The organism is Burkholderia gladioli, assembly GCF_000959725.1.
GTDB classification, from domain to species: domain Bacteria; phylum Pseudomonadota; class Gammaproteobacteria; order Burkholderiales; family Burkholderiaceae; genus Burkholderia; species Burkholderia gladioli.
Genome location: NZ_CP009323.1, coordinates 3085505 through 3108695, shown reverse-complemented (window position 1 = coordinate 3108695; position 23191 = coordinate 3085505). Strand labels below are relative to the sequence as shown.

Below are 23191 nucleotides of genomic sequence, written 5' to 3'. Positions count from 1 at the left end.
TTACTGCCGGTTACTGCCTTATCGCGCCGTCGCGAACGTCCCGCCTCGCGCGGGCTGCCTCGACGCCCCCTCCTCAGTAGCGCGGCTTCAGGTTCTTCCAGTCGGGCCGGTACTTGCGCATCTGGCCGACGTCGTCGCGCTGGCGGATCCCGCAACCCAGGTACAGCTCGTGCAGCTTGCGCAGTTGCTCGCGATCGATCTCGAGCCCCAGGCCCGGCGCGTCGGTGAGCTGCACGCAGCCGCCGCGGATCGGCAGCTTGCCGCCGCGCACCACCTCCTCGTCGGGTTCCTGCCAGGGGTAATGCGTGTCGCAGGCATAGGAGAGGTTCTCGACCGAGGCGGCCACATGCGTCATCGCCATCAGGCTGATGCCGAGGTGCGAGTTCGAATGCATCGACACGCCGATCCCGAAGCTGTCGCACATGCGCGCCAGTTGCTGCGTGTCGCGCAGGCCGCCCCAGTAATGATGGTCGGCCAGCACGATCTGCACGCTGTTCAAGGCCACGCCGCGGCGGAACTCGTCGAAATCGGTGACCACCATGTTGGTGGCCAGCGGCATGCCGGTGCGCCGGTGCAGCTCGGCCATGCCCTCCAGTCCCGGCGTCGGATCCTCGTAGTACTGCAGATCGTCGCCGAGCAGCTCGGCCATGCGCAGCGCGGTGTCGAGCGACCAGTTGCCGTTCGGGTCGATGCGCAGCGGCGCGGCGGGGAAGGCACGCCGCAGCGCCTTGATGCAGGCCACCTCGCGCTCGGGCGCGAGCGCGCCGGCCTTCAGCTTGATGCTCTCGAAACCGTGCGCGTCGATCATGCGGCGCGCCTGCTCGACGATCTGCGCCTCGTCGAGCGCCTCGCCCCAGGCATCGGGCGCATAGGGGCTGTCGATATGTTCGGCGTACTTGAAGAACAGGTAGGCGCTGAACGGCACCTCGCGACGCACCGCGCCGCCGAGCAGGTCCACCAGCGGCGCGTTCAGGTAGCGCGCCTGAGCATCCAGGCAGGCCACCTCGAAGGCCGAATAGGCATTGCTGACGGCCTTGCTCGCATGCGAGCCCGGCGCGAGCTCGGCGCCGGCGGCGCTGGCGGGCGCCTGCCTGGCCACCACGCCGCGCACGATCTCGCGCAGCCGGTTCAGCTTGAACGGATCGAGCCCGACCAGTTCGCCCTTCACCGCATCGAGCACGGCCAGCGCGGGCGCGTCGCCGTAGCTCTCGCCCAGGCCGATATGGCCGGTATCGGTCTCGATCTCGATGATCGAGCGCAGCGCATAGGGCTCGTGGATGCCGGCCGCGTTCAGCAGCGGCGCGTCCTTGAAGGCGATCGGGGTGACGGTGACGCGGGTGATCTTCATGCGGATCTCTGGATGGGAAAGGGGGAAGGCGGCGCTCAGCCGGCGCGGCGCGACAGGGGCTCGGCGCGCCGGCGGGGCCGCTCGCGCGTGAACCAGACGGCGAGCACGGCCAGCAGCGAGCAGATCGACAGGCCCGCGAGGCCGCCGCGGATCGAACCGGTGTGCTGCTCGAGCAGCCCGAACACGGCCGGCGCGACGAAGCCGCCGAGGTTGCCGATCGAATTGATCAGCGCGATCACGCCGGCGGCGATGCGCGCATCGAGATGGTTTTGCGGGATCGGCCAGAACAGCGAGGACGCGGCCTTGAAGCCGACCGCCGCGAAGCAGATCGAGACGAAGGCGAAGGCCCCGCCGCCGAAGCTGGAGACCAACATGCCGAGCGCGGCGATCAGCAGCGCGACCGAGGTCCACCGCTGCTGGTGGGGATGGCGCGCGGCCAGCCGCGCGAAGCCGATCATCGCCACGATCGACACCAGCCAGGGAATCGAATTGAACAGGCCGACCTGGAAGTCGCTGTAGTGGCCCATCTTGCGGATGATGCCGGGCAGCCAGAAGGTGGCGCCGTAGATCGTCAGCGAGATCGCGAAGTAGATGAAGCAGTAGAGCGCGATGCGCGGATCGGCCAGCAGCTCGAGCGGCGATACATGGGCCGGCTGCTCGCGCTCGCGCGCGGCCTGCTCGGCGGCGACGGTCTCGACGATCGCGCGCCGCTCCTCGTCGGCCAGCCAGCGCGCCTCGGCCGGGCGCGAATCGAGCCAGCACCACACCACCGCGCACAGCAGGATCGAGGCCGCGCCCTCGGTGACGAACATCCACTGCCAGCCGCGCAGGCCGCTGCCCGCCATCGCGCCGAGCCCGAGCAAGGCGCCGGAAACCGGGCCGGCCAGGATCGAGGCCAGCGCCGAGCCGCTCAGGAACACCGCCATCGCCTTGCCGCGCGCGCCGGCCGGCAGCCATTGCGTGAAGTAATAGATCACGCCGGGAAAGAAACCCGCCTCGGCCACGCCAAGCAGGAAGCGCAGCACGTAGAAGGAGGTCTCGCCGCGCACGAAGGCCATCGCGGTGGCCGCGATGCCCCAGGTCAGCATGATCCGCGTGAGCCAGGCCTTGGCGCCGAAGCGCGCCAGCAGCAGGTTGGAGGGCACCTCGAAGATCGCGTAGCCGACGAAGAACAACCCCGCGCCGAGCCCGTAGGCGGCCGTGCCGATGCCGACGTCGGCCGCCAGGTGCTCGCGCACGAAGCCGATGTTCACGCGGTCGATGTAGTTGACGATGAACATGATCACGAACAGCGGCAGCACGCGACGCTCGATCTTCGCCACCGCCCGCGCCAGCGGCGCGGCCGATATCGGCGCGAGCGCGCCCGGCGCGGCGCAATGCTTCGCAGTGTCCACGGCTGTCTCCTGGATGTTCTCGTTCGTATTCGTTGCGCCCGCGACGGATATTCGCCTCGAGCTGGGGCGGATTAAAACACTAAAACATTAGTGCGTCAATGAAGCGGGATTGCGGTATCGTGGCGGCTGGCCGGCCGCCGCGCGGCGGCCGGCTTTTCTGCTTGCCCGCTTTCCGTCATCCCGTGCCGACATGACTCCGACGCTTTCCGACGCTCCCGCCGCCTCGTCTCCCGCCGAATTGATCGCGCCCTCGTTCGACCGCTCGCGCCATGCCGCACCGCAGGTCTTCGAGCACCTGCGCGAGCTGATCGTGGCGATGCGCATCGCGCCGGGCACCGTGCTGCAGCGCGCCGAGCTCGCCGCGCTCTACGGCCTGAGCCAGACGCCGATCCGCGACGCGCTGATCCGGCTCGGCGAGGAAGGCCTGGTCGACATCTTTCCGCAGCACGCGACGGTGGTCAGCTCGATCGACGTGCCGCTGGCGCGCCAGCAGTTGTTCCTGCGCCGCTCGATCGAGCTGGAGATCGTGCACCGGCTCGCCAGCACGCCGAGCGCGCCGCTGCTGGCGCGGCTCGCCGACAGCATCGAGCTGCAGCGCATGCACGCGGCGCGCGAGAACTACGTCGAGTTCGTGCACGCCGACGAGGCCTTCCACAAGCTGATGTACGACGCGGCCGAGGTGATGGATCTATGGACGCTGGTGCGCCGGCAGAGCGGGCACCTGGACCGGCTGCGCAACCTGCACGTGCCGATCCCGGGCAAGACCGAGCGGGTGCTGGAGCAGCATGCGGCGATCGTCGCCGCGATCGCGGCGGGCAACCCCGAGGCGGCGCAAGAGGCGCTGCGCGCGCATCTGTCGGGGACGCTGTCGCAGGTCGACGAGATCCGCGCGCGCTTTGGAGGATTCCTGAAGAATTGACGGCGGGCGACGACGCGGCGCACGAACCGCGCCGCGCACCGCCTGGCCGGGCTCAGCCGCGCCCCGCACCCCTGAGCTTGAACACGCTGACCGCGTCGGCCAGCAACGCGGCCTCGTCGCTCAACGCCACCGCCTCGCGCTGTGCCTGATCCACCACCTGCGCGTTCTGCTGGGTCGCCTCGCCGATCTGCGTGACGGCGATGTTGACCTGCTCGATCGCCTGCGACTGCTCGCGCGAGGCCTGGCTGATCTCGCCCATCAGGTCGCGCACCTGGCCCACCCGCTCGACGATGCCCTGCATGGTGGCGCTGGCCTCGCCGGCGATCCGCGCGCCGCTGTCGACGGTGGCCGTCGATTCGGCCACCAGCGTCTCGATTTCCCTGACCGATGCCGCGCTGCGCTGCGCGAGCGCGCGCACCTCGGCCGCCACCACCGCGAAACCCTTGCCCTGCTCGCCGGCGCGGGCCGCCTCGACGGCCGCGTTCAGCGCCAGGATATTGGTCTGGAAGGCAATGCTCTCGATCACGCTGGTGATGTCGGCGATGCGGCGCGCCGAGCGGCCGATATCGTCCATGGTCGAGACCACCCGGCCGACCGCCTGGCCGCCGTCGAGCGCGGCCTCGGCGGCACCGGCCACCAGTTGATTCGCCTGCGCGGCGTGATCGGCGTTCTGCTGCACGTTCGAGGTCAACTCCTCCATGCTGGCGGCGGTGCGCTCCAGGTTGCCGGCCTGCGCAGCGATGCGCGCGGCGATGTCGCCGCTGCCGCCGGCGATCTCGCTGGTGCGCGCCGACATGCCGGCCGCGCCCTCGCGAACCTGGGCGACGATGCGCGCCAGGCCGTCGCCGATGCCGTCGATGGCGCGGATCAGGCGGCCGATCTCGTCATGGCGCGGCGGCGCGCCGTCTGCGATCCGCACGCTGAGGTCGCCCGCGGCGAGCCGCTCCGAGGCGCGCGCCGCCGCCTCCAGCGGGCCGCTGACGAGCCGACGCACCGCCAGCACGAACAGCACGCCGAACACCAGCACCAGCGCCAGGCCGACCAGCAGGAAACGATCGCGGGTGGCCGTCACATCCGCCATCACCTCGTCGCGCGGGGCGATGCCGGCCACCAGCCAGTGCCATTCGGGCAGGGTCTGGAACACCACGTACTTGGCGCGCGCCTCGCGCTCGCCGAGCGCCGCGTCGGCCGACACGTAGTCGAGCCGGCCCTGCCCGGCCTCGAGCATGCGCCGCACCGGCAGGTTCGCCTCCTCGGCCAGCTTGCCCTCGGCACTCGGATGGACCACGAACTTGCCGCGATCCGCGCCGCCCGAGGCGTCGATCACCAGGAAGTAGCCGCTCTCGCCGATCTTCTGCCGGCGGATGCCGTCCTCGATCGAGGCGATCTCGGCGCCGACGTCCACGCCGACGAACAGCGCGCCGATCACGCGCCCGCTCGCGTCGCTGATCGGCTTGTACTGGGTGATGTAACGTTTGCCGAACAGCGCGGCCAGGCCCGTGTAGCTGCGGCCCGACGCGACCGGGCCGTAGGCGGGCCCCTTGCGGTCGAGCAGGGTGCCGATCGCGCGCGTGCCGTCGGCCTTCTTCAGCGAGGTGGTGACGCGCACGAAATCGTCGCCGCGCCGCGCGAAGACGGTCGCGATCGCGCCGCTATGAGCGAGGAATTCGTCGGGAATCGTGAAGTCCAGGTCGAGCACGCGATCGCCCACCTTCAGCGTCGGCGCGTCGGTGCCCTGGATGTTTATCGTTTGCGCGAGGTCCAGCGAAAAACCGCCGGGCAGCAGGCTCTCGAACTGCGTCATCGAGCGGCCGACCTCGGTGCCGAGCGCCTTGTCGAACAGGGCGATGGTCTCGGCGATCGACTGATTCCTCTCGGCGACGCGCAGCAATACCTGGTCGGTCACCTGGGTGCCGGCGGTGCGCGTGAGCGCCCAGGCGAACACGGCAAGGCTCAGCGCGAACAGCAGGCAGGAAAGAATCGCGAGCCGCACACCGATACCGGCGCGGCGCAAGGCTAGGAAGTTCATAAGTGAGCGGCAATGACAGGAAAAGACCGTGGACAGGCAGCGGGACGCTGCACGGCGCCACGACACGCGCGACAAAGCGTGCGCGGTATCAGCCCTTAACGGCAGTTCCCCGAGGATCTTGAATATGTCATTTCATTCACATTTCAAAATGCTTCCGGATGCGAAAGGATCGGTGCTCGGGTGGATATGGCCGCCCGAGGCGGCGGATTGCGTCGACTAGGACGAGCCTGAGGCAATCGCCGTCCGGATCTTCGCCATGCGCGCCTGCGCCATCGCCAGGAACACCTGCACGATCGGCTTCTCCTGCTGCCATCGCGGGCACACGGTGAAGCCGCGAAACAGGATCTCCGGCGCGAACGGCCGGAACACGATGCGCGCGGGGTTCGTCTCCTCGATCGCCAGCGGATTGACCACGCCCACGCCGAGCCCGCGCGCCACCAGCGCGCAGATGGTCGCGCCATAGGGCGTCTCGATCGCCGGCACCTGGTCCGCTTGCGCCTGGCGCAGCACGCGGTCGACCGAGGCGCGCGTGTCGTCCGCGTAGGACGGCAGGATCAGGCGCTCGCCGCGCAGGTCGGCCGCCACGATCCGCTCGCGCGCGGCCAGTGCATGCCCGGCCGGCAGCGCGCAGACGCCGGGCAGCCGATACAGGTCGACGCTGGTCACCTCCACCACCTCGGGCGGGGTGGTCGCGAAACCGATATCGCAGCTCGACGAGGAGGCCCAGCGCTGGATCGTGCCCTCGCTGCGCATTTCCAGCGATACCGCCACGCGCGGATGCTCGGCCAGGAAATCCTCGATCACGGCCGGCAGGAAGGACAGCGCCATGATCGGCGCGGCCACCAGGCGCAGCCGGCCGCTGCCGAACTGGCGGATCTCGCGCGCCGCCTGCCCGAGCTTCTCGAGCCCGACGAAGCTGCGGTCGACCTCGCGATAGAAGGCGGTGCCCGCATCGGTGGCGCGGATCCGCCCGCCGTGGCGCACGAACAGCGCCAGCCCGGTGGCCGCCTCCAGTTCCGCGATCAGCCGGCTCACGCTCGGCTGCGAGGTGCCCATCTCCTCCGCGGCGGCCGTCATCGAGCCGCGCAGCATCACCAGCCGGAATGCCTCGATCTGCCGTTGATTCATCGCGCCCCGCCTGGTCCGGATCCCCTGGCAGGTTGCCATATCAAAAATGAATGGAAGCTGTTTTTGTCGCTATTTGACCGCATGAGCGGCGCAAACCTAGACTGGTCCCGACCTCTGCACGACGGAGCCCGGATGCGACCCGACGCCCTGCTGTTCCACGACGACTTCCGTCTCGCGCCTTATTGGTGGGACGCCGCGCCGCCCGAGACCGACCGTTCGCCGCTGCCCGGCTCGGTCGAGCTGCTGGTGATCGGCAGCGGCTACTGCGGCCTGTCGGCGGCCGCCGAGGCCGCGCGCCACGGCCTGGCCACCGCCGTGATCGACGCGGCCGAGCTCGGCGCGGGCGGCAGCACGCGCAGCGGCGGGATGGTCTCCAGCGGCCAGAAGCTCGCGCTGACCAAGGCGATCCGCGGCGTCTCGGCCGAACGCCTGCAGCGGCTGATGCGCGAATCGATCGCCAGCTTCGACTTCCTCAAGCAGTTGATCGCCGACGAAGGGCTCGACGCGGACCTGCAGATCAGCGGCCGTTTCTTCGGCGCCTACACCACGCGCCACTTCGATACCCTGCGCGCCCAGGGCGAACTGCTGCGCGACAAGACCGGCGTGACCGTCCACGTGATCTCGCGCGAGCAGCAGCGCGCGCTGATCGGCAGCGACTACTACTACGGCGGCATCCTGATCGACGATTACGGCGGCCTGCACACCGCGAAATACCATCGCGCCCTGCGCGCTCTCGCGCGCCGGCGCGGCGCCAGCCTGCACTCGCACGCCGGCGCCGAGCGCATCGAGCGGCTCGGCGGCGGGCGAGCCGCGCGGTTTCGCGTGCATACCGCGCGCGGCACGATCGAGGCCGCGCGCGTGCTGGTCGCCACCAACGGCTATACCGGCGACCTGCTGCCCTTCCTCGCGCGCCGCGTGCTGCCGGTGGCGAGCTACCAGATCGCCACCGAGCCGCTGCCGCCGGGCCTGATGGACGCGCTCAATCCCGGCCGGCGCATGGTCAGCGATTCGCGGCGCAACCTGTTCTACACGCGGCCCTCGCCGGACGGCACGCGCATCCTGTTCGGCTCGCGCCCGGCGATCCGCGATCTCGACGAGCGCGACGCGGCGCGGCGGCTCCACGCCAAGCTGGTCGGCCTGTGGCCGGCGCTGCGCGACGTGCGGCTCACGCATGCCTGGAAGGGTTTCGTGGCGATGACCACCGACCGCCTCGCCCACCTCGGCGAGGCCGACGGCATCCACTACGCGCTGGGCTGCAACGGCAACGGCGTGGCCCTGATGAGCTGGCTCGGCCAGCGCATCGCGCGCCGCCTGGTGGGCGCCGCCACCGAGGCCGGACCGTTCGGCGAGGGCGGCTTTCCGCTCGGCCCGATGGGGCTGGCGCGCTCGCTGGCGGTGCCGGTGGGCGCGGCGCTCTACCAGCTCGACGATTACTGGAGCGGCCGCCATCGCAGCGCGCTCGCATGATTCGAGGTTCGATCCGCAGGAGCCGGCGATGATCAGCTTGAACAAGGTTTCGAAATGGTATGGCGAGCATCGCGTGCTCGACGCCTGCTCGGCGACGGTCGCGCGCGGCGAGGTGGTGGTGATCTGCGGCCCCTCGGGCTCGGGCAAGTCCACCTTGATCAAGTCGATCAACGGGCTGGAGGCGATCCAGCAGGGCGAGATCCTGGTCGATGGGCGCCGCGTGGGCGGCAGCGTGGCGCAGCTCGCCGCGCTGCGCGCCTCGGTCGGCATGGTGTTCCAGCACTTCGAACTGTTCCCGCACCTGACGGTGCGCGAGAACCTGGTGCTGGCGCAGGTCAAGGTGCTGCGACGGCGCCGCGACGAGGCCGCCGAGCGGGCACGCGTGCTGCTCAGGCGCGTCGGCCTGCATGCGCACGAGGATCGCTTTCCCGCGCAGCTTTCCGGCGGTCAGCAGCAGCGCGTTGCGATCGCACGCGCGCTGTCGATGGACCCGGTGGCGATGCTGTTCGACGAGCCCACCTCCGCGCTCGATCCGGAGAGGGTCCACGAGGTGCTCGAGGTGATGAGCGAGCTCGCGCGCGAAGGCATGACCATGCTGTGCGTGACCCACGAGATGGGCTTCGCGCGGCGCGTGGCCGATCGCATCCTGTTCATGGATCGCGGCGCGATCGTCGAGGACGACCGCAGCGAGCAATTCTTCGAGCGGCCGCGCTCGGCCCGCGCGCGGGAGTTCCTGTCGCGCATCCTGCACTGAACGCGGCGCCCCGCACTCGCTTTCCGTTAACCCCACCCTTGCCACGAAGGAGTTCCGTCATGCGTTTGAGCCAGTTCCTGCGCGCCGCCGCGATCGCCGTGCCGCTGTCCCTCGCCGCCTTGTGCGCCGCCCCGGCCGCTGCCGCCGACGACCTCGGCACGCTCACGCCGGGCAAGCTGATCGCCGGCGTGGACGCCAACAACAAGCCCTATTCCTACGTCGACAACGGCAAGATGACGGGCTTCGACGTCGAGCTGCTGCGCGCGATCGGCGCGCGGCTCGGGCTGCAGGTGGAATTCCGCGCGCAGGACTTCGCCGGGATGCTGCCGGGCGTGGCGAACCGCCAGCTCGACGTGGCCGCGGGCTCGATCTCGATCACCACCGACCGCCTCAAGATGGTCGACTTCTCCGAGGGCTACCTGACCGGCCTGCTGAGCGTGGCGACCCTGCCGGGCAGCGCGATCAGCGCCGATGTCGCCTCGGTGAAAGGCAAGCGGATCGGCGTGGTGCAGGGCACCATCGAGGACACCTATGCCGATACCTACATCCCCGGCGCCCAGGTGGTGCGCTTCCCGAACCTGAACGCCGGCTTCCTGCAACTGCGCTCGAAGTACATCGACGGCTACTTCATCGACAAGACGCTCGCGGTGGGGCTGCAGGCCAAGTACCCGCAGCTGAACCTGCAGGACAAGCTCGACATCTCGGCGGTCAACCTGCCGGCCGGCTTCCCGCTGCGCAAGGGCAACAGCAAGCTGGCGGCGGCGCTCAACAAGTCGATCGACGCGCTGGTGGCGGACGGCACCTGGCTCAAGCTCTACAAGCAGTTCAACCCGACCTACCCGACGCCCACCAGCCTGCCGCCCTATGCGATGAAGACCGGCAACTGAGCCGGTAACCGAGCCGACAATTGAGCCGACAACCGAGCGCGCCGCCGCGCCCGGTCCCTTTCACGATCAGGAGGAGTCCACCATGCAGGCCTTCATCGAGAACTTCCTCGACTGGCAGTTGCTGGTCTCGTCGCTGCCCTCGCTGCTCTACACCGGCCTGGTCAACACGCTGGTGCTGTCGGTGTTCTCCACCCTGCTCGGCATCCTGGCGGGCATGGTGCTGGCGCTGATGGCGGTGTTGCCCACGCGCTGGCTGACCACGCCGGCGCGCATCTACGTGGACGTGTTCCGCGGGCTGCCGGCCGCGCTGGTGATCCTGGTGGTCGGCCAGGGGCTGGCGCCGGTCGGGCTGGCGCTGTTCGGGCCGAATCCGTATCCGCTCGCGATCGTGGCGCTGGCGCTGATCTCCTCGGCCTATATCGCCGAGATCTTCCGCTCCGGCATCCAGAGCGTGGGCCGCGGCCAGCTCTACGCCTGCCAGGCGCTGGGCATGAGCTACTGGAGCAGCATGCGCCACGTGATCGTGCCGCAAGGGATCCGGCGCATCCTGCCCGCGCTCGCCAACCAGTTCATCTCGATCGTCAAGGATTCGAGCCTGGTGTACTTCCTCGGCCTGCTGACCTCGCAGCGCGACCTGTTCACGATCGGCCAGAACACCGCGGTCAACACCGCCAACCTCTCGCCGCTGGTGGCCGCCGGCGCCGTCTACCTGCTGATCACCGTGCCGCTCACCCACGCGATCAACCACCTGGACCGCTGGACCAACCGCCACGCCAACCCCGGCGCGCAGCGGCCCGAGCGCGCCACCGCGATGCGGCGCGCCTTGCGCGCGGCGGTCTCGCGCGTCGCGCCGCGCCACTGAGCGCGCGGCATCGTTCGCCGCCCTCGCCCTCATGAACCACAGGAGATCGCATCCGAGATGGGACCGAAAGTCGACCCCGTAGCAGAAGACATCAGGCCGCCCGAGCGCGCGGACGTGGTGGTGATCGGCGGCGGCATCATCGGCGTGAGCACCGCGCTCGCGCTGGCCGACAAGGGTTTGTCCGTGGCGCTGTGCGAGAAAGGCCATGTCGCCGGCGAGCAGTCGAGCCGCAACTGGGGCTGGGTGCGCGTCACGCGGCGCGACCCGCGCGAGCTGCGGCTCGCGATCGAGAGCCTGCGGATCTGGCGCACGCTAGACGCCACGCTCGGCATCGAGACCGGCTTCCGCCAGTGCGGGATCCTCTACATGTCCGAGGACGAGGCCGCCATCGAGGATCATCGCGACTGGCTGCGGCGCGCGCGCGACGAGGCCGGCGACAGCTTCGACACGCGCGAGGTGGGCACCGCCGAGATCGACTCGCTGCTGCCCGGCGCCACGGTGCGCTACCGCGGCGGGCTCTACACGCCCGGCGACGCGCGCGCCGAGCCGCAGAAGGCCGCGCCCGCGATCGCCAACGCGCTGCGCCGGCGCGGCGTGTCGATCCTCGCGCCCTGCGCGGCGCGCGGCATCGAGACCAGCGCCGGCCGCGTCAGCGCGGTGGTGACCGAGCACGGCACGATCGCCTGCTCGGCCGTGGTGGTGGCCGGCGGCGCCTGGACCCGCTACTTCTGCGGCAGCCTCGACATCGAGCTGCCGCAGTTGCTGGTACGCGCCTCGGTGATGCGTACCGAGCCGCTCGACGGCGGCCCCGAGCTCAGCGCCAGCAACAAGCATTACGCGTTCCGCAAGCGTGCCGACGGCGGCTACACGATCGCGGCGGGCTTTCGCACCTGGACCGATCTCACGCCCGACGCGTTCAAGCTGTTCTTCCAGTATCTCGAGGCCCTGAAGAGCCAGGGCCGCGCGATGCGGCTCGGCATCGGCCGACGCTTCGTCGAGGAGCTGCGCCGCCCGCGCCGCTGGGCGCTGGACCGCCCCACCGAATTCGAACGCGTGCGCACGCTCGACCCCGAGCCGATCGCGCGCTATGTCGACCCGGGCCTGGCGGAATTCAAGCGGGTGTTTCCGCACCTGGCGCAGGCGCGCATCGCGCAGCGCTGGGCCGGCTACATGGACGTCACGCCCGACGCGATTCCGGTGATCTCCGGCGTCGAGCGGCTGCCGGGCTGTTTCATCGCCACCGGCTTTTCCGGGCATGGCTTCGGCATCGGCCCCGGCGCGGGCCGCTTGATGGCCGACCTGGTCGCCAACGACGCGCCGCTGGTCGATCCGCATGCGTTCCGGCTCACCCGTTTCTCCGACGGCACGAAGATCGTGATCGATGCCGGGTTCTGATCAGCGGCGGCAGGGCAGCGAGGCTGCGCCGCCGTCAACACGAGGCACATGACACATGGACAAGGTGGCGATGATCTCCGGTGCGAACCGCGGCATCGGGCTGGCGATCGCCGGCGAATTGCAGCGGCGCGGCTACCGGCTGTCGCTGGGCGTGCGCGAGCCGGCGGCGCTGGCCGGCCGCTTCGGCAACGCGCTGCTGGCAAGCTACGAGGCGCGCGAGCCGGACGCCGCGCGGGCCTGGGTCGAGGCCACCGTGGCGCGCTTCGGGCGCATCGACGTGCTGGTCAGCAATGCCGGCATCTGCCGCCAGATCGGCTTCGAGGACGGCACCGACGCGCTGCTCGACGAGACGCTCGACATCAACGTCAAGGCGCCGTTCCGGCTGGTACAGGCGGCGCTGCCGCATCTGCGCCGCGCCGGCAGCGCGCGCTTCGTGCAGATCGCCTCGCTGTCGGGCAAGCGTGTGCGCAACGGCAACGTCGGCTACCAGATGTCGAAGCACGCCACCATCGCCTTGACGCACGCGGTGCGCCGCGCCGGCTGGGACCAGGGGCTGCGCGCGGTGGCGGTGTGCCCCGGCTTCGTCAACACCGAGATGGCGGCCGGCATCGCCGACCTGCCGGCCGAGGCGATGACCCAGCCCGAGGATATCGCCCGGCTGGTCGCGAACACGATCGAGATGCCGGATTCGGCCAGCATCGCCGAGTTGCTGGTGAATTGCCGGCACGAGGACCTGTTTTGACGATGCACCGCCCAGGCACGACGATCGCTTCGGCACCCTGGACGGTTCACCGCGTCTGCCTGCCTTCCCCTCGCCGCGCCCCGCCCGACGATTCATCTATGCCATAGATGCATGGCATCGAAATATCGCATTTCTGCAAGGCGAAGTCGGCTGGCATAGTTCGTCCCAACGAACCGAACGGAAATCCCGACCATGCCCCCGCTGAACCGCCGGCGCTTCGTCCAGGGCCTGCTGGCGCTCGGCGCCGCCTCCACCGGCCTCGCCCACGCCGTCGCCGCCGACACCTCGACCGAGGCCGCCATGAATCCGCAGCAACTGCCGCTCTCCCGCAACGGCTGGGTGCCGAACAACCCGCAACTGCCCGTGCTGCTCTATCGCCAGGCCCTGCAGGGCGACGATCTCGCCGCCGCCTTCGAGCAAGGGTTCCGCCGCAACGGCTGGGTGCCGCAATGGCGCGCGGGCGTCTACCCCTATCACCACTACCACTCCACCGCGCACGAGGTGCTCGGCATCGCGGCCGGCGGCGCGCGCCTGATGCTGGGCGGCCCCGACGGGCACGAGGTGCGGGTCGAGCGCGGCGACGTGGTCCTGCTGCCGACCGGCACCGGCCATTGCGCGCTGTCCTCGACGCCGGACTTCCTGGTGGTGGGTGCCTATCCGCCGGGGCAGGACTGGGACGTCTGCCGCGATGCACCCACCCCCGAGATGAGCGAGCGCATGCGCCACCTGCCGTTCCCGGACAGCGACCCGGTCAACGGCATGCATCCCCCGTTGAGCACCCTATGGCATCGATCCTGATGCCCGCGCGCGCCGCGCGCCGGGCCACCTTGCCGACCATGGCGCAGTTCTTCATGAACGGCGCGAGCTTCGCCACCTGGGGCGTGCAGATCCCCGTGCTCAAGGCCGCCTTCGGCGCCTCCGAGGCGCAGATGTCGATCGCGATGCTGTGCGTGGCCGCCGGCGCCGTGCTGGCGATGAAGCACGTCGGCAGCTGGGTGGCGCGCGTGGGCAGCGCCCGGGCGCTCACGCGCAGCAGCGTCGTCTACGCGGCGGCCCTGCTGGTGATTCCGTTGGCCGGCCGCTTCGCCCTGATGCTGCCGATCCTCGCCGTGTTCGGCATGGCGATGGCCGCCTTCGACGTCGCCATGAACGTGCAGGCCGCGCAAGTGGAAACGCGGCTCGAACGGCCGATCATGTCGACCATGCACGGCATGTTCAGCGTCGGCGGCATGGCCGGCGCGGCGTTCGGCGGCGCCATGCTGGCCACCGGCGTGTCGCCGCGCGTGCATCTGGCGATCGTCGCGGCGCTGCTGTGCGCCAGCGCCCTCTACGCATCGTCGCGGCTGCTCGCCGATCCGCCCGCCGAACACGACGAGGCATCCCCTGGCGGCGCCGGCATCCCTCGCGTGCTGTGGATCCTCGGCGGCATCGCCTTTCTCGGGCTGGTCTGCGAGGGCGCGATGTACGACTGGGCCGCCATCTACCTGCGTGACGTGACCGGCGCCTCGCTCGACACCAGCAGCTACGGCTACGCGCTGTTCTCGGCTGGCATGGCGCTGGGCCGCTTCGGCGCCGATCCGCTGCGCCGTCGCCTGAGCGTGAAGACGATCCTCCGCGCCAGCGCCTGGCTCGGCTTCGCCGGCATCACGCTGGCCATCGCCGTGCCGTTGCCGGCGGCGAGCCTGGCCGGCTTCGCGCTGATGGGGCTCGGCGTGGCCAACTTCATGCCCTTCTTCTTCCTGGCCGGCACCCGGCTGCCGGGCATGAGCGCCGCGGCCGGGGTGGCCGGCGTGGGACGCTTCGCCTACGCGGGCATGCTGTTCGGGCCGCCGCTGATCGGCGCGCTCACGCACGCGACCAGCCTGCGCGGCGGCCTGGCCGCCATCTCGGTCACGATGGGCGCGATCGCCCTGCTGGGGATCCGGCAGGTCGCGCAGGTGCTGCGCGATGCGTAATGCCCCTGATGCCTGACGAAGCGTCGCGCGCGGCGGTCCGCGCCGTTGCTCGCATCCTGTCGACCGGCACCACGGCGGCGGTTCGGCGAACGCGTCTCCACCGTCGTTGACGAATGCTCCCGGCCGCTCACCGCGGGACCGTCTCAGGCGCGCCGCGTCGCCAGTTCCGCGCCCTGGCGCAGCGCCTCGAGCATGCTGCCCTCGTCGGCGATGCCCTTGCCGGCGATGTCGAAGGCGGTGCCGTGGTCGACCGAGGTGCGCACCACCTCCAGCCCGACCGTGACGTTCACGCCCGCCTCCAGGCCCAGCACCTTCACCGGGCCGTGGCCCTGGTCGTGATACATCGCCACCACCAGGTCGAAGTCGCCGCGCCCGGCGCGATAGAACAGCGTGTCGGCCGGCAGCGGGCCGGTCACGTCGAGCCCGCGCGCCTGCAGCAGCTCGACCGCCGGGATGATCTTCTCCTCTTCCTCGCCGTAGCCGAACAGGCCGTTCTCGCCGGCATGCGGATTGATCCCGCACACGCCGATGCGCGGCCGCGCGATGCCGGCCTTGATCAGCGTGGCGTTGCCGCGCTCGATCGTGCGCTGCACCAGGCCCGGCTCGATCTTGCGGATCGCGTCGATGATGCCGATGTGGGTGGTGACGTGGATCACGCGCAATTGCGGCGCCACCAGCATCATCGACACCTCCTCGACGCCGGTCAGGTGCGCCAGCATCTCGGTGTGGCCCGGGAACTTGTGGCCGCCCGCGTGCAGCGCTTCCTTGTTGAGCGGCGCGGTGCAGATCGCGTCGATCCGGCCGGCCTGCGCCAGCTCGACCGCGCGCGCGATGTAGCGGTAGGCGGCGTCACCCGCCACCGGCGAGAGCTGGCCGAACGGCAATTCGTCGGGAATCAGGCCGAGGTCGATGCAGTCGATCGTGCCGGGTTCGTAGCGCGCCTCGGTGGCGTCGTCGATGCGGCGCACCGTGGCCTGGCCGCCGACGATCTCGATCGCGCGTGCCAGGCGCCGCGCGTCGCCGATCACCAGCGGCCGGCATTGCCGGTAGACCGATTCATGCGCGAGGCTCTTGACCACGACCTCGGGGCCCACGCCGCTCGCGTCGCCCATCGTGATGCCGATTACGGGGAGATAGTTGCTCATGATGTGTTTCGTTCAGGGGTGAAGGCTGGAAGGGTTTCAGGCGCCACCGCGCGCAAGCGCAGCGGGTTCGCCGCGCAGGTGCCGGTAGGCGCCCAGCAGCGCGTGTTCGGTGCCGAACGCGCCGGCCTTGGTGACGACATGCGGGCCGCGGCCGTCGGCGGGCCGGCCCAGCGCGACGCCAGCCTCGATCTCGCGGGCCAGCTCCAGCGCGCCGATGCGCGCGGCGCCCAGCATCGCGCGGGCGGTCTCGCCGCCGGTCACGATCAGGCCGCCCAGGCCCTCGACGTGCGGCGCCACCAGGGCCGCCAGCGCGCCGGAGAGCAGCGCGCCCTCGGCGGGATCGAAGGCCGCGTCGCGGCCGATGCGCACGATCGCGTCCTGCCGGCCGCGCAGGCAGGCGCCGATCCGCTCGTGCCAGGCGGGCCATTGCGCGTGCGCCGCGCCCTCGCGCAGCACCGCCGGCGGCACGATGAATTCGGCGATGCCGGCCTCGGCACGCAGCAGCGCGCACTGGCGCTCGGAAATCGCCGAGAGGCTGCCGACCAGGGTCAGCAGCGGGCCCCGGGCGACGACGCTCGCCGCCTCGGCGGATCGGGATTCGGATTCGGCTTCCGATGCGGCTTCGGAGCCGGCCGCGGCATCGGCTTCGAACAGCTCGGGCAAGGCCGCCAGCTCGCGCGACAGCCCGCCCGAGCCGACCCAGAAGAACGGCGTATCGAGCGCGGCCGTGAGGCGCGCCAGCCGTGCCAGGTCCTCGCTCGTCTCGGCGTCGACCACGATCGCGCGCCCGCCCTCGGCGGCAGCCGCGGCCAGCATCGCGACGATGCGCTGCGGATCGCCGCGCAGCACCTCGAGCCCGACCTGCTCGACCCGCAGGCCCGCGCCCTCGAGCAGCGCGCGCAGCGCGGCGTCGCGCCCCGCATGTTCGAGCTGCCAGGTTTCGGTGTCCTCGAGCGGCACGCCGCGCACCAGCACGCGGCCATCGATCACGCCGCGGCCGGTGGCCGGAAACGCCGGCGCCACGATGGCCGGGCCGGCCAACGCGGCGAGCGCGGCCACTTCGGCGGCCCAGTTGCCGCGCAAGGTCGAATCGATCTTCTTGTAGAGCCGCCGGCCCGGCGCGCGCTGCGCCCGCCAGGCGTCGGCCGCGCGCCGCGCGGCCTCGGCCGGGGCCAGCCGGCGCGTATCGGTGTCGATCGCCAGCACCGCCGCCGGCCGCGCCGGCGCGCTCGCGTCGAGCGAGACCACGGTGCGCCGCCCCGCCGCCGCGAAGGCGATCGCGCAATCGGCCGCGCCCGACAAGTCGTCGGCCACGATCAGCAGTCCCGAGGCCCTCATCGCGCGCCCTCGCCGGCCGCACCGCCATCCTGGTTCGCCGCGCCGGACTTGCCGCCCACTCGCCTGGCCACCGAGGCGGTCAGGATCGGCGAGACGATCGCGGTCACCACCACGCAGGCCGCCACCAGCAGCGTGGCGGTCTTGGCCGCCTCGGTGTACACCGGGTTGGCCGCGGCGATCAGCGCCGGCACCGCCGCCGCGTTGCCCGCGGTATTGGCCGCCGCCACGCCGGCCACGCCGGTGCCGCCGGTGAGCCGGTCGGCGAAAAACAGCGGCACGCCCGTCACGATCACCACCGCCACGCCGAGCACGATGCCCAGCAGGCCGGCCTGCCAGACCTTGTGCAGGTCGAGGCCGGCGCCCAGCGCCAGGGCGAAGAACGGGATCATCACCGGCACCGCGCGGCCGAGGAAGGCGCGCATCTCGCGATCGAGGTTGCCGAGCAGCATGCCGATCGCCAGCGGCAGGATGCTGCCCACCAGGGTCGGCCAGGGAAACGCCGAGAGGCCGGCCACGCCCAGCGTCACCATGGTCAGGAACGGGCCCGACTCGAGCGACATGATGGTATAGGCGCCGACGTCCTCCGAGCGGCCGTACTGGCCCATCAGGGCCATGTAGAGGCCGCCGTTGGTGTCGTTCATGGCGGCCACCACGGCCAGCGTGGAAATGCCCGCGAACAGGCCCGACGAGACCGGCTGCTCACCGAGGAAGTGGCCGAGCACCACGCCCGCCACGATCGCGGTGCCGACCTTGGTGACGAACAGCGCGCCGCCCTTGCGCAGCAGGTAGGGCGTGGCCTTCACGTCGATGCTCGCGCCCATGCAGACGTAGAACACCGCGAGAATCGGCAGCGAGCCGGTGAACAGCGCGTTGGTGAACGAGCCGAAGAACTTCGGCATGTCCGGCAGGAAGGTAGCGATCAGCGAGCCGATCAGCAAGGGGACGATCATCATCCCGCCGGGCACGCGCTCCACGGCGCGCTTGATGTGAATCTGGGCCATCCCTGTCTCCGCTGGCAGTTTTGTTTGAATCGATCACAATTTGATCGATTCGATCAGATCGAAGTGTAACGGCTGCCTCAATTTGTCGCAATCTCGGGTTCACACGGGAATACCCTGATCGAATCGATCAAAAACAGCGCCAGAGTGCGCAAATCGATCAAGCGGCGCGCGTGCCGGTCCGCCCCCGCCGGGCAAGCGGCACCGGCGGCGGCTCCGCTACACTGGCGCTCGCCATCGCCACACCACACAGGAGCTTCATGAAAGTCGAGAAACGCCGCGAGGCGATGCTCAAGGCCGTGCTGTCCGGCATGAACGACGTGGCCGCGCTCTGCGAGCATTTCGGCATGTCCGAGGCCACCGTGCGTCGGGACCTGCGCGCGCTGGCCGACGAAGGCCGCATCCTGCGCACCTACGGCGGCGCCGCCTCGGTGGGCGCGCACGAGCCCGAGGAATCGCTCGACACGCGGCGCGAGAGCTTTCGCGAGCAGAAGGCGGCGATCGCGCGCGCGGCCGCGCGGCACGTGCAGGACGGCGACACGATCTTCCTCGACGGCGGCACCACCACCGCGGCGCTGGCGCGCTGCCTGGCCGGGCGCCGCGATATCCATGTGGTGACCAACAACCTGCTGGCGGTCGGCATGCTGGCCGCGGCGGAACTGCGCGTGACCCTGATCGGCGGCGACGTGCGGCCCTCGAGCATGAGCACGCTCGGACCGATCGCGCAGTTGGCGCTGTCGCGCGTGAGCTTCGACAAGGCCTTCCTCGGCGCCGACGGCGTGGTGGCCGGACGCGGCCTGTGCGAGGCCTCGGCCGAGCAGGCCTTCCTGAAGGAATGCATCGCCGCGCAGGCGGCCCAGGTGCTGGTGCTGGTGACCTCGAACAAGCTCGAGCGCGCCAGCCAGCAGCACTGGACGCCGCTGGCGCGCCGCTGGACCCTGCTCACCGACGCGCAGGCCGACCCGGCCCTGCTCGCGCGTTTCGCGCAGCACGAGGAGGTGACGGTGGAATGCGCGCAGCGGGAAGCGTGAAGCGGTAGCGCCGAACCCCGGCGCCCGGCGCGTTCAGGCCGTCAGGCACAAACGCGCGAAGCGCGCGAGCAAGGCGAATGCCTCGGGCGTGGATGCCAGGCGCACTTGCGGCGGCAAGGCATCGGCGCCGTGCGCGCCCGGTTGCGCGCGCAGGATCGCGAGGTACTGCTCGATCGCCGGCAGCGGGAATTCCGGGTGGAACTGCACGCCCCAGCAGGCCTGCCCGTGGCGGAAGGCCTGGCAGGGATCGGTGTCGCTGGCGGCCAGCAGGCGCGCGCCCGGCGGCAGCCGATGCACGGACTGGTAATGCACCACCTGCGCGTCGAAGCGCGCGGGCAGCGCCGCGAACAGCGGATCGCCCGCCGCCTCGGCGCGCTGCCCGATCGACACCGTGCCGATCTCGAAGCGCCGGTCGCGGCGATCGCCCACCTCGCCGCCGAGCGCCTGGGCCAGCAGTTGATGCCCGTAGCAGATCCCCAGCATCGGCGTGACGCCCCGCGCCGCGCAATCGGCCAGCCAATGCCCGAGCCGTTCGCTCCAGGGCTCCCGCGCCGTCACCATCGCATGCGAGCCGGTCAGCACGATGCCGGCGTAGTCGTCCACATCCGGCAAGGCAGCCGCGCCGCGCGCGTCGAAGCGCTCGATCGCGAGGCCGGGCAGCGGGCTCGCGGCGAGGCCCGCCTCGATCCAGTCGGCGAAATCGCCATGGGCCGCGCTAATCGAGGCGAAGGTCTCGCCGGTGATCACGATCAGGATCGGTTTGTTCATCGAGGGAAGTCGGCAGGGAATCGGCAGGGAATCGGGTGCGCCGATTGTACGCAGCCGGGCGCCGGCCGATAATACGCGCGACCGAGCAAGGACCTGTTCCCCGTGAGCACAAATCAGATTCCGCCGCTGATGGACGAGATGGCGACCTTCGTCAAGGTCGCGGAAGCCGGCAGCTTCTCCGAGGCCGCGCGCCGGCTCGGCTCGACGCCCTCGGCGGTGAGCCGCTCGATCGCGCGGCTGGAGCGCGCGCTCGGCACGCGGCTGATCCTGCGCAGCACGCGCAGGCTGCGGCTCAGCGACGAGGGCCTGGAGGCGTTGCGCCATGCCGGCGAGCTGGTGGCCGCCGCGAAGGCGGTGATGTCGCTGGCCGAACGCCGCTCGGCCGAGCCGGCCGGCACGATCCGGATCAGCGCGCCGCGCGCGCTGGGCCGCTTCCTGATCCACCCCAACATTCCCGATTTCCTGGCGGCGCATCCCGCCGTCGACGTGGTGCTGAAGCTCGACGACCGCCAGCTCGATCCGGTCGACGACCAGGTCGACATCGTGTTTCGGATCACTGACGATCCGCCGCCGGGCCTGGTCGGCAGGAAGCTGATGCGCATCGAGCACGTGGTGTGCGCGACGCCGGCCTACCTGGCGCGGCACGGCCGGCCCGCGCATCCGCGCGAGCTGGCCGCGCACGGCTGCATCACGCTCAGCGAGGACCCGGTCGACACGCGCTGGCGCTTCGAGCGAGGGGGAGGCACGGTGGCGGTCGACGTGCGCGGCCGGTATGTCGCCAATCATTCCGGCGTGCGGCTGGAGGCGGTGCTGGCCGATCTCGGCATCGGCGGCGTGCCGCGCTTCGTGGCGGCCGCCGCGCTCGAGGACGGCCGCGTCGAGCAGGTCCTGCCGGACTGGCTGTTCAAGACCAACTACTACGGCAATGCCTGGGCGTTCTGCTCGCCGAGCCGCCATACCGCGCCCAAGATCCGCAGCTTCCTTGCCTTCATCGCCGGGCGCATCGGGCAGCCCGGCTAGCTTGCGGCGACCACGATCACGCGCACGGCATGGCCCATGCGCTCGTCATAGTGCGCGGCCAGCACCGCCTGCGCGTCGCCGCGGGTGCGGGCATGCACCTGGTACAGCGCGGAGGCGACCTCGGCGAGCCGCAGCGTCTCGGCGCCGGCGACGATCACCAGGATGCCCGATGCCGCGCGAAGCGCGATGTCGCCGAGTTCGTCCACCGCGTCCGTCGCCGCCTCGAGGATGCGCTCCGGGCCCGATGCCAGCCCGCTGCCCAGCGAGGCGCGTCCCGCGCCGTGGAATGCCGAGCGCAAGTCCAGGAATTCGCTGCCGGCCGGCATGGCCGAGGCGCTCGCGCGCGTCGGCCGCTCGCCGACCGCGGCGCGATAGGCGCGCACGATGCAGTCCAGCAGCGTCAGGTGGGGATAGTCGGGCATCACCACGATGGCGTCCACCTCGGCGGCCAGCTTCGCGGTGGCGTTCTGTACCGCTGCCCGATCGGGCAGCGGCGGATACATCACGATGGCCACCACGCGGGCACCGCCGGCCCGCGCGGCGGCGCTCGCGCGCTCTGCCAGTTCGAGGGCACCGGGCTCGGTTGCCGAGATGAACAGGAAGCGCAGATCGGCGCCGGCACGATCGCCTGCTGCCACCCCAGCGGGCAGCTCGCGCGCCGCCCGCTGCCACCATCCCGCCCCCTCGCGCTCCAGCCGTTCCAGGCCGCGGGAATCCATGAGACGTTGCAGGGCGCTCGCGATGGCCGCGCCGATCCGGCCAACGCCGGCCAGGTCGATCGCCGACACCCCGGCAGGCTCGTGCGGCATGGGTATCACCGACCACCCGCGGCACGATTGGTCTCCCGCGCTCTCGTTGCATGATGACATCGTGGTGTTTCCTCGGAAGGCCTCGGAGCGGGCCGTGGATTGCTGTCGAACGTCCTCACGCCACGAGCCGGGAATCGGAGCGAGCATCGCTTTTTTGAGAAACGCGCATGGCGCACATTGTTCTCCGGAGCAAAAGCGCATGTCAAGCGCACTTTGATATCAAAAAAGCTTGACGCGCGCTCTTGTTCGGATAATTCGAGCGCGGCATGCAAGATGAGAGACAGGAACGGCACCTTGTGGGAAGATCGCTCAGCCACCCATCCCTGGAGAGTCAATGCTGGAGAATCAAGACGGGCCCGACGACGCAGGTTCCATCGCGCAGCGCGTCAGGCAGCTACTGGAATCGCAAGGTGTCGCGAAGCGTCAGTACGCCACCGAAATACAAAGAATTCTGGGGCTCAGCTACTCTCAGGCACTTCGCAAGATCAAGGGCGAGAATCCCTGGACGATCCTCCAGCTTCGCGCGGTGGCCGCCGAATATGGAGAGTCGGCGGCCCAGTTGGTGGCCGACGACGCCTCGCAGGGCAGCGAAGCCGAATCGCCCGATGGCGTGGCCAGGGCATCCCTGACGATCGGCGGCAGGGACTATGAATGCCAGGCCGAGATCGGCGGCAGACTCTCGGCGAACCGAAGCCCGGAGTTCGTCGCGATCATGAGCGGCGACCGATGGCATGTGTTCCCGCGCGACGCGGCGCCGGCGGGTGAGAAATTCGAGGTCTACCGGATCTCGATCCAGGTGCGGGAAATCAGCGATCCGGCGGTTGCCGTGGTGGATGACGATCCCGCCATCACCGAACAGATCTGCAGCTACCTGAACCGGACCGGTTTCATCGCGAAGGGCTACACGAGCTATCGCAGCTTCCTGGCCGAGCTGAAATCGGCGAGCTTCGACGCCGTCATCATCGACTGGCTGCTCGACGGCATCACCGCGCGCTACCCGATCGAGGAAATCATTTCCTCCGCCCCTGCCCCGCTCGTCTATCTGCTGACGGGCAAGATCGCCACCGGCGAGGCCAGCGAGGTCGAGATGGCGGAAATCATCCAGAAATACGACATCTCGGCACTCGAGAAACCGCTGCGCCTTCCCTGGCTGGTCGCCGACCTCAATCGCCGGCTGAACCAGCGGCGCGACTAGGCGCTCC

Annotated in this window: 21 protein-coding genes; 12 read left to right on the top strand and 9 right to left on the bottom strand. The window is 70.4% G+C overall.

The window, feature by feature from the left end; all coding sequences use genetic code 11:
- Nucleotides 1–73: 73 nt before the first annotated feature.
- Together BM43_RS30870 and BM43_RS30865 are read right to left on the bottom strand one after the other, a co-directional pair.
- The gene (locus tag BM43_RS30870) at nucleotides 74–1348 is read right to left on the bottom strand and encodes a glucarate dehydratase family protein (RefSeq protein ID WP_036051914.1); all 1275 of its coding nucleotides are present in this window, start codon (nucleotides 1346–1348) and stop codon (nucleotides 74–76) included.
- Nucleotides 1349–1383: 35 nt separating this feature from the next.
- Nucleotides 1384–2742 (bottom strand): MFS transporter, encoded by a 1359-nt coding sequence (locus BM43_RS30865; RefSeq protein ID WP_036051915.1) that lies wholly within the window; start codon nucleotides 2740–2742, stop codon nucleotides 1384–1386.
- 190 nt (nucleotides 2743–2932) lie between these two features.
- Here BM43_RS30865 and BM43_RS30860 point away from each other — a divergent pair, with 190 nt between their 5' ends.
- Nucleotides 2933–3661, top strand: coding sequence for a GntR family transcriptional regulator (locus BM43_RS30860; RefSeq protein ID WP_036051916.1), 729 nt, complete (start codon nucleotides 2933–2935; stop codon nucleotides 3659–3661).
- 52 nt (nucleotides 3662–3713) lie between these two features.
- Here the strand turns inward: BM43_RS30860 and BM43_RS30855 are convergent, their stop codons facing one another.
- Both BM43_RS30855 and BM43_RS30850 read right to left on the bottom strand, forming a co-directional pair.
- The gene (locus BM43_RS30855) at nucleotides 3714–5690 is read right to left on the bottom strand and encodes a methyl-accepting chemotaxis protein (protein WP_036051917.1); all 1977 of its coding nucleotides are present in this window, start codon (nucleotides 5688–5690) and stop codon (nucleotides 3714–3716) included.
- A 216-nt stretch (nucleotides 5691–5906) separates the two neighbouring features.
- Nucleotides 5907–6818: a LysR substrate-binding domain-containing protein gene (locus tag BM43_RS30850; RefSeq protein WP_036051918.1), complete on the bottom strand. Its 912-nt coding sequence runs from the start codon at nucleotides 6816–6818 to the stop codon at nucleotides 5907–5909.
- Between the two features lie 132 nt (nucleotides 6819–6950).
- On the opposite strand from BM43_RS30850, the gene BM43_RS30845 reads away from it, so the two are divergent.
- The 8 genes from BM43_RS30845 to BM43_RS30810 all read left to right on the top strand — a co-directional run bounded on the left by BM43_RS30845 (nucleotide 6951) and on the right by BM43_RS30810 (nucleotide 14880).
- The gene (locus tag BM43_RS30845; RefSeq protein WP_036051919.1) at nucleotides 6951–8285 is read left to right on the top strand and encodes an NAD(P)/FAD-dependent oxidoreductase; all 1335 of its coding nucleotides are present in this window, start codon (nucleotides 6951–6953) and stop codon (nucleotides 8283–8285) included.
- A 28-nt stretch (nucleotides 8286–8313) separates the two neighbouring features.
- The gene (locus BM43_RS30840; RefSeq protein WP_036051920.1) at nucleotides 8314–9039 is read left to right on the top strand and encodes an amino acid ABC transporter ATP-binding protein; all 726 of its coding nucleotides are present in this window, start codon (nucleotides 8314–8316) and stop codon (nucleotides 9037–9039) included.
- A gap of 59 nt (nucleotides 9040–9098) precedes the next feature.
- Nucleotides 9099–9926, top strand: a complete 828-nt coding sequence (locus BM43_RS30835; RefSeq protein WP_013697601.1) for a substrate-binding periplasmic protein — start codon at nucleotides 9099–9101, stop codon at nucleotides 9924–9926.
- 82 nt (nucleotides 9927–10008) lie between these two features.
- Nucleotides 10009–10788: an amino acid ABC transporter permease gene (locus BM43_RS30830; protein WP_036051921.1), complete on the top strand. Its 780-nt coding sequence runs from the start codon at nucleotides 10009–10011 to the stop codon at nucleotides 10786–10788.
- A 57-nt stretch (nucleotides 10789–10845) separates the two neighbouring features.
- Nucleotides 10846–12183 carry an NAD(P)/FAD-dependent oxidoreductase gene (locus BM43_RS30825; protein ID WP_036051922.1) on the top strand — a complete coding sequence of 446 codons (1338 nt, stop codon included), beginning with the start codon at nucleotides 10846–10848 and terminating at the stop codon, nucleotides 12181–12183.
- A 55-nt stretch (nucleotides 12184–12238) separates the two neighbouring features.
- A complete protein-coding gene (locus tag BM43_RS30820; RefSeq protein ID WP_036051923.1) occupies nucleotides 12239–12925 on the top strand; it encodes an SDR family NAD(P)-dependent oxidoreductase in 687 nt (228 codons plus the stop codon).
- 192 nt (nucleotides 12926–13117) lie between these two features.
- Nucleotides 13118–13723 (top strand): cupin domain-containing protein, encoded by a 606-nt coding sequence (locus BM43_RS30815; RefSeq protein ID WP_036051924.1) that lies wholly within the window; start codon nucleotides 13118–13120, stop codon nucleotides 13721–13723.
- Entirely contained in the window at nucleotides 13708–14880 is a 1173-nt protein-coding gene (locus tag BM43_RS30810) for an MFS transporter (RefSeq protein WP_036051925.1), read from the top strand. The genes BM43_RS30815 and BM43_RS30810 overlap by 16 nt, the downstream gene beginning before the upstream one ends.
- Nucleotides 14881–15023: 143 nt before the next feature.
- On the opposite strand, the gene pdxA is transcribed toward BM43_RS30810, so the two are convergent.
- The 3 genes from pdxA to BM43_RS30795 are packed head-to-tail and all read right to left on the bottom strand — an operon-like array spanning nucleotide 15024 to nucleotide 18364.
- A complete protein-coding gene (pdxA, locus tag BM43_RS30805) occupies nucleotides 15024–16025 on the bottom strand; it encodes a 4-hydroxythreonine-4-phosphate dehydrogenase PdxA (RefSeq protein ID WP_013697595.1) in 1002 nt (333 codons plus the stop codon).
- A gap of 36 nt (nucleotides 16026–16061) precedes the next feature.
- On the bottom strand, nucleotides 16062–17363 hold the full coding sequence (locus BM43_RS30800) for a four-carbon acid sugar kinase family protein (RefSeq protein WP_036051926.1): 1302 nt from the start codon (nucleotides 17361–17363) through the stop codon (nucleotides 16062–16064).
- Nucleotides 17360–18364: a 2-keto-3-deoxygluconate permease gene (locus tag BM43_RS30795; protein ID WP_036051927.1), complete on the bottom strand. Its 1005-nt coding sequence runs from the start codon at nucleotides 18362–18364 to the stop codon at nucleotides 17360–17362. The genes BM43_RS30800 and BM43_RS30795 overlap by 4 nt, the downstream gene beginning before the upstream one ends.
- A gap of 257 nt (nucleotides 18365–18621) precedes the next feature.
- On the opposite strand from BM43_RS30795, the gene BM43_RS30790 reads away from it, so the two are divergent.
- Nucleotides 18622–19392 carry a DeoR/GlpR family DNA-binding transcription regulator gene (locus BM43_RS30790; RefSeq protein WP_036051928.1) on the top strand — a complete coding sequence of 257 codons (771 nt, stop codon included), beginning with the start codon at nucleotides 18622–18624 and terminating at the stop codon, nucleotides 19390–19392.
- A 33-nt stretch (nucleotides 19393–19425) separates the two neighbouring features.
- Here BM43_RS30790 and BM43_RS30785 read toward each other — a convergent pair whose 3' ends face one another.
- Nucleotides 19426–20160 carry a glutamine amidotransferase gene (locus tag BM43_RS30785; RefSeq protein WP_036051929.1) on the bottom strand — a complete coding sequence of 245 codons (735 nt, stop codon included), beginning with the start codon at nucleotides 20158–20160 and terminating at the stop codon, nucleotides 19426–19428.
- A 102-nt stretch (nucleotides 20161–20262) separates the two neighbouring features.
- On the opposite strand from BM43_RS30785, the gene BM43_RS30780 reads away from it, so the two are divergent.
- Nucleotides 20263–21180 carry a LysR family transcriptional regulator gene (locus BM43_RS30780; RefSeq protein ID WP_036051930.1) on the top strand — a complete coding sequence of 306 codons (918 nt, stop codon included), beginning with the start codon at nucleotides 20263–20265 and terminating at the stop codon, nucleotides 21178–21180.
- Here the strand turns inward: BM43_RS30780 and BM43_RS30775 are convergent.
- Nucleotides 21177–21989: an FtsZ/tubulin family protein gene (locus BM43_RS30775; RefSeq protein ID WP_157693191.1), complete on the bottom strand. Its 813-nt coding sequence runs from the start codon at nucleotides 21987–21989 to the stop codon at nucleotides 21177–21179. The genes BM43_RS30780 and BM43_RS30775 overlap by 4 nt on opposite strands.
- A gap of 334 nt (nucleotides 21990–22323) precedes the next feature.
- Between BM43_RS30775 and BM43_RS30770 the strand changes: the two genes are divergently transcribed.
- Nucleotides 22324–23184 carry a helix-turn-helix domain-containing protein gene (locus BM43_RS30770; protein ID WP_036051932.1) on the top strand — a complete coding sequence of 287 codons (861 nt, stop codon included), beginning with the start codon at nucleotides 22324–22326 and terminating at the stop codon, nucleotides 23182–23184.
- Nucleotides 23185–23191 lie beyond the last annotated feature (7 nt).

Coding starts and splice junctions, on each gene's coding strand:
- pdxA (WP_013697595.1), bottom strand. CDS start 16,025: ATGAGCAACTATCTCCCCGTAATCGGCATCACGATGGGCGACGCGAGC.
- BM43_RS30770 (WP_036051932.1), top strand. CDS start 22,324: ATGCTGGAGAATCAAGACGGGCCCGACGACGCAGGTTCCATCGCGCAG.
- BM43_RS30810 (WP_036051925.1), top strand. CDS start 13,708: ATGGCATCGATCCTGATGCCCGCGCGCGCCGCGCGCCGGGCCACCTTG.
- BM43_RS30815 (WP_036051924.1), top strand. CDS start 13,118: ATGCCCCCGCTGAACCGCCGGCGCTTCGTCCAGGGCCTGCTGGCGCTC.
- BM43_RS30825 (WP_036051922.1), top strand. CDS start 10,846: ATGGGACCGAAAGTCGACCCCGTAGCAGAAGACATCAGGCCGCCCGAG.
- BM43_RS30845 (WP_036051919.1), top strand. CDS start 6,951: ATGCGACCCGACGCCCTGCTGTTCCACGACGACTTCCGTCTCGCGCCT.
- BM43_RS30855 (WP_036051917.1), bottom strand. CDS start 5,690: ATGAACTTCCTAGCCTTGCGCCGCGCCGGTATCGGTGTGCGGCTCGCG.
- BM43_RS30860 (WP_036051916.1), top strand. CDS start 2,933: ATGACTCCGACGCTTTCCGACGCTCCCGCCGCCTCGTCTCCCGCCGAA.
- BM43_RS30795 (WP_036051927.1), bottom strand. CDS start 18,364: ATGGCCCAGATTCACATCAAGCGCGCCGTGGAGCGCGTGCCCGGCGGG.
- BM43_RS30775 (WP_157693191.1), bottom strand. CDS start 21,989: ATGCCGCACGAGCCTGCCGGGGTGTCGGCGATCGACCTGGCCGGCGTT.
- BM43_RS30835 (WP_013697601.1), top strand. CDS start 9,099: ATGCGTTTGAGCCAGTTCCTGCGCGCCGCCGCGATCGCCGTGCCGCTG.
- BM43_RS30785 (WP_036051929.1), bottom strand. CDS start 20,160: ATGAACAAACCGATCCTGATCGTGATCACCGGCGAGACCTTCGCCTCG.
- BM43_RS30820 (WP_036051923.1), top strand. CDS start 12,239: ATGGACAAGGTGGCGATGATCTCCGGTGCGAACCGCGGCATCGGGCTG.
- BM43_RS30800 (WP_036051926.1), bottom strand. CDS start 17,363: ATGAGGGCCTCGGGACTGCTGATCGTGGCCGACGACTTGTCGGGCGCG.
- BM43_RS30830 (WP_036051921.1), top strand. CDS start 10,009: ATGCAGGCCTTCATCGAGAACTTCCTCGACTGGCAGTTGCTGGTCTCG.
- BM43_RS30870 (WP_036051914.1), bottom strand. CDS start 1,348: ATGAAGATCACCCGCGTCACCGTCACCCCGATCGCCTTCAAGGACGCG.
- BM43_RS30850 (WP_036051918.1), bottom strand. CDS start 6,818: ATGAATCAACGGCAGATCGAGGCATTCCGGCTGGTGATGCTGCGCGGC.
- BM43_RS30790 (WP_036051928.1), top strand. CDS start 18,622: ATGAAAGTCGAGAAACGCCGCGAGGCGATGCTCAAGGCCGTGCTGTCC.
- BM43_RS30840 (WP_036051920.1), top strand. CDS start 8,314: ATGATCAGCTTGAACAAGGTTTCGAAATGGTATGGCGAGCATCGCGTG.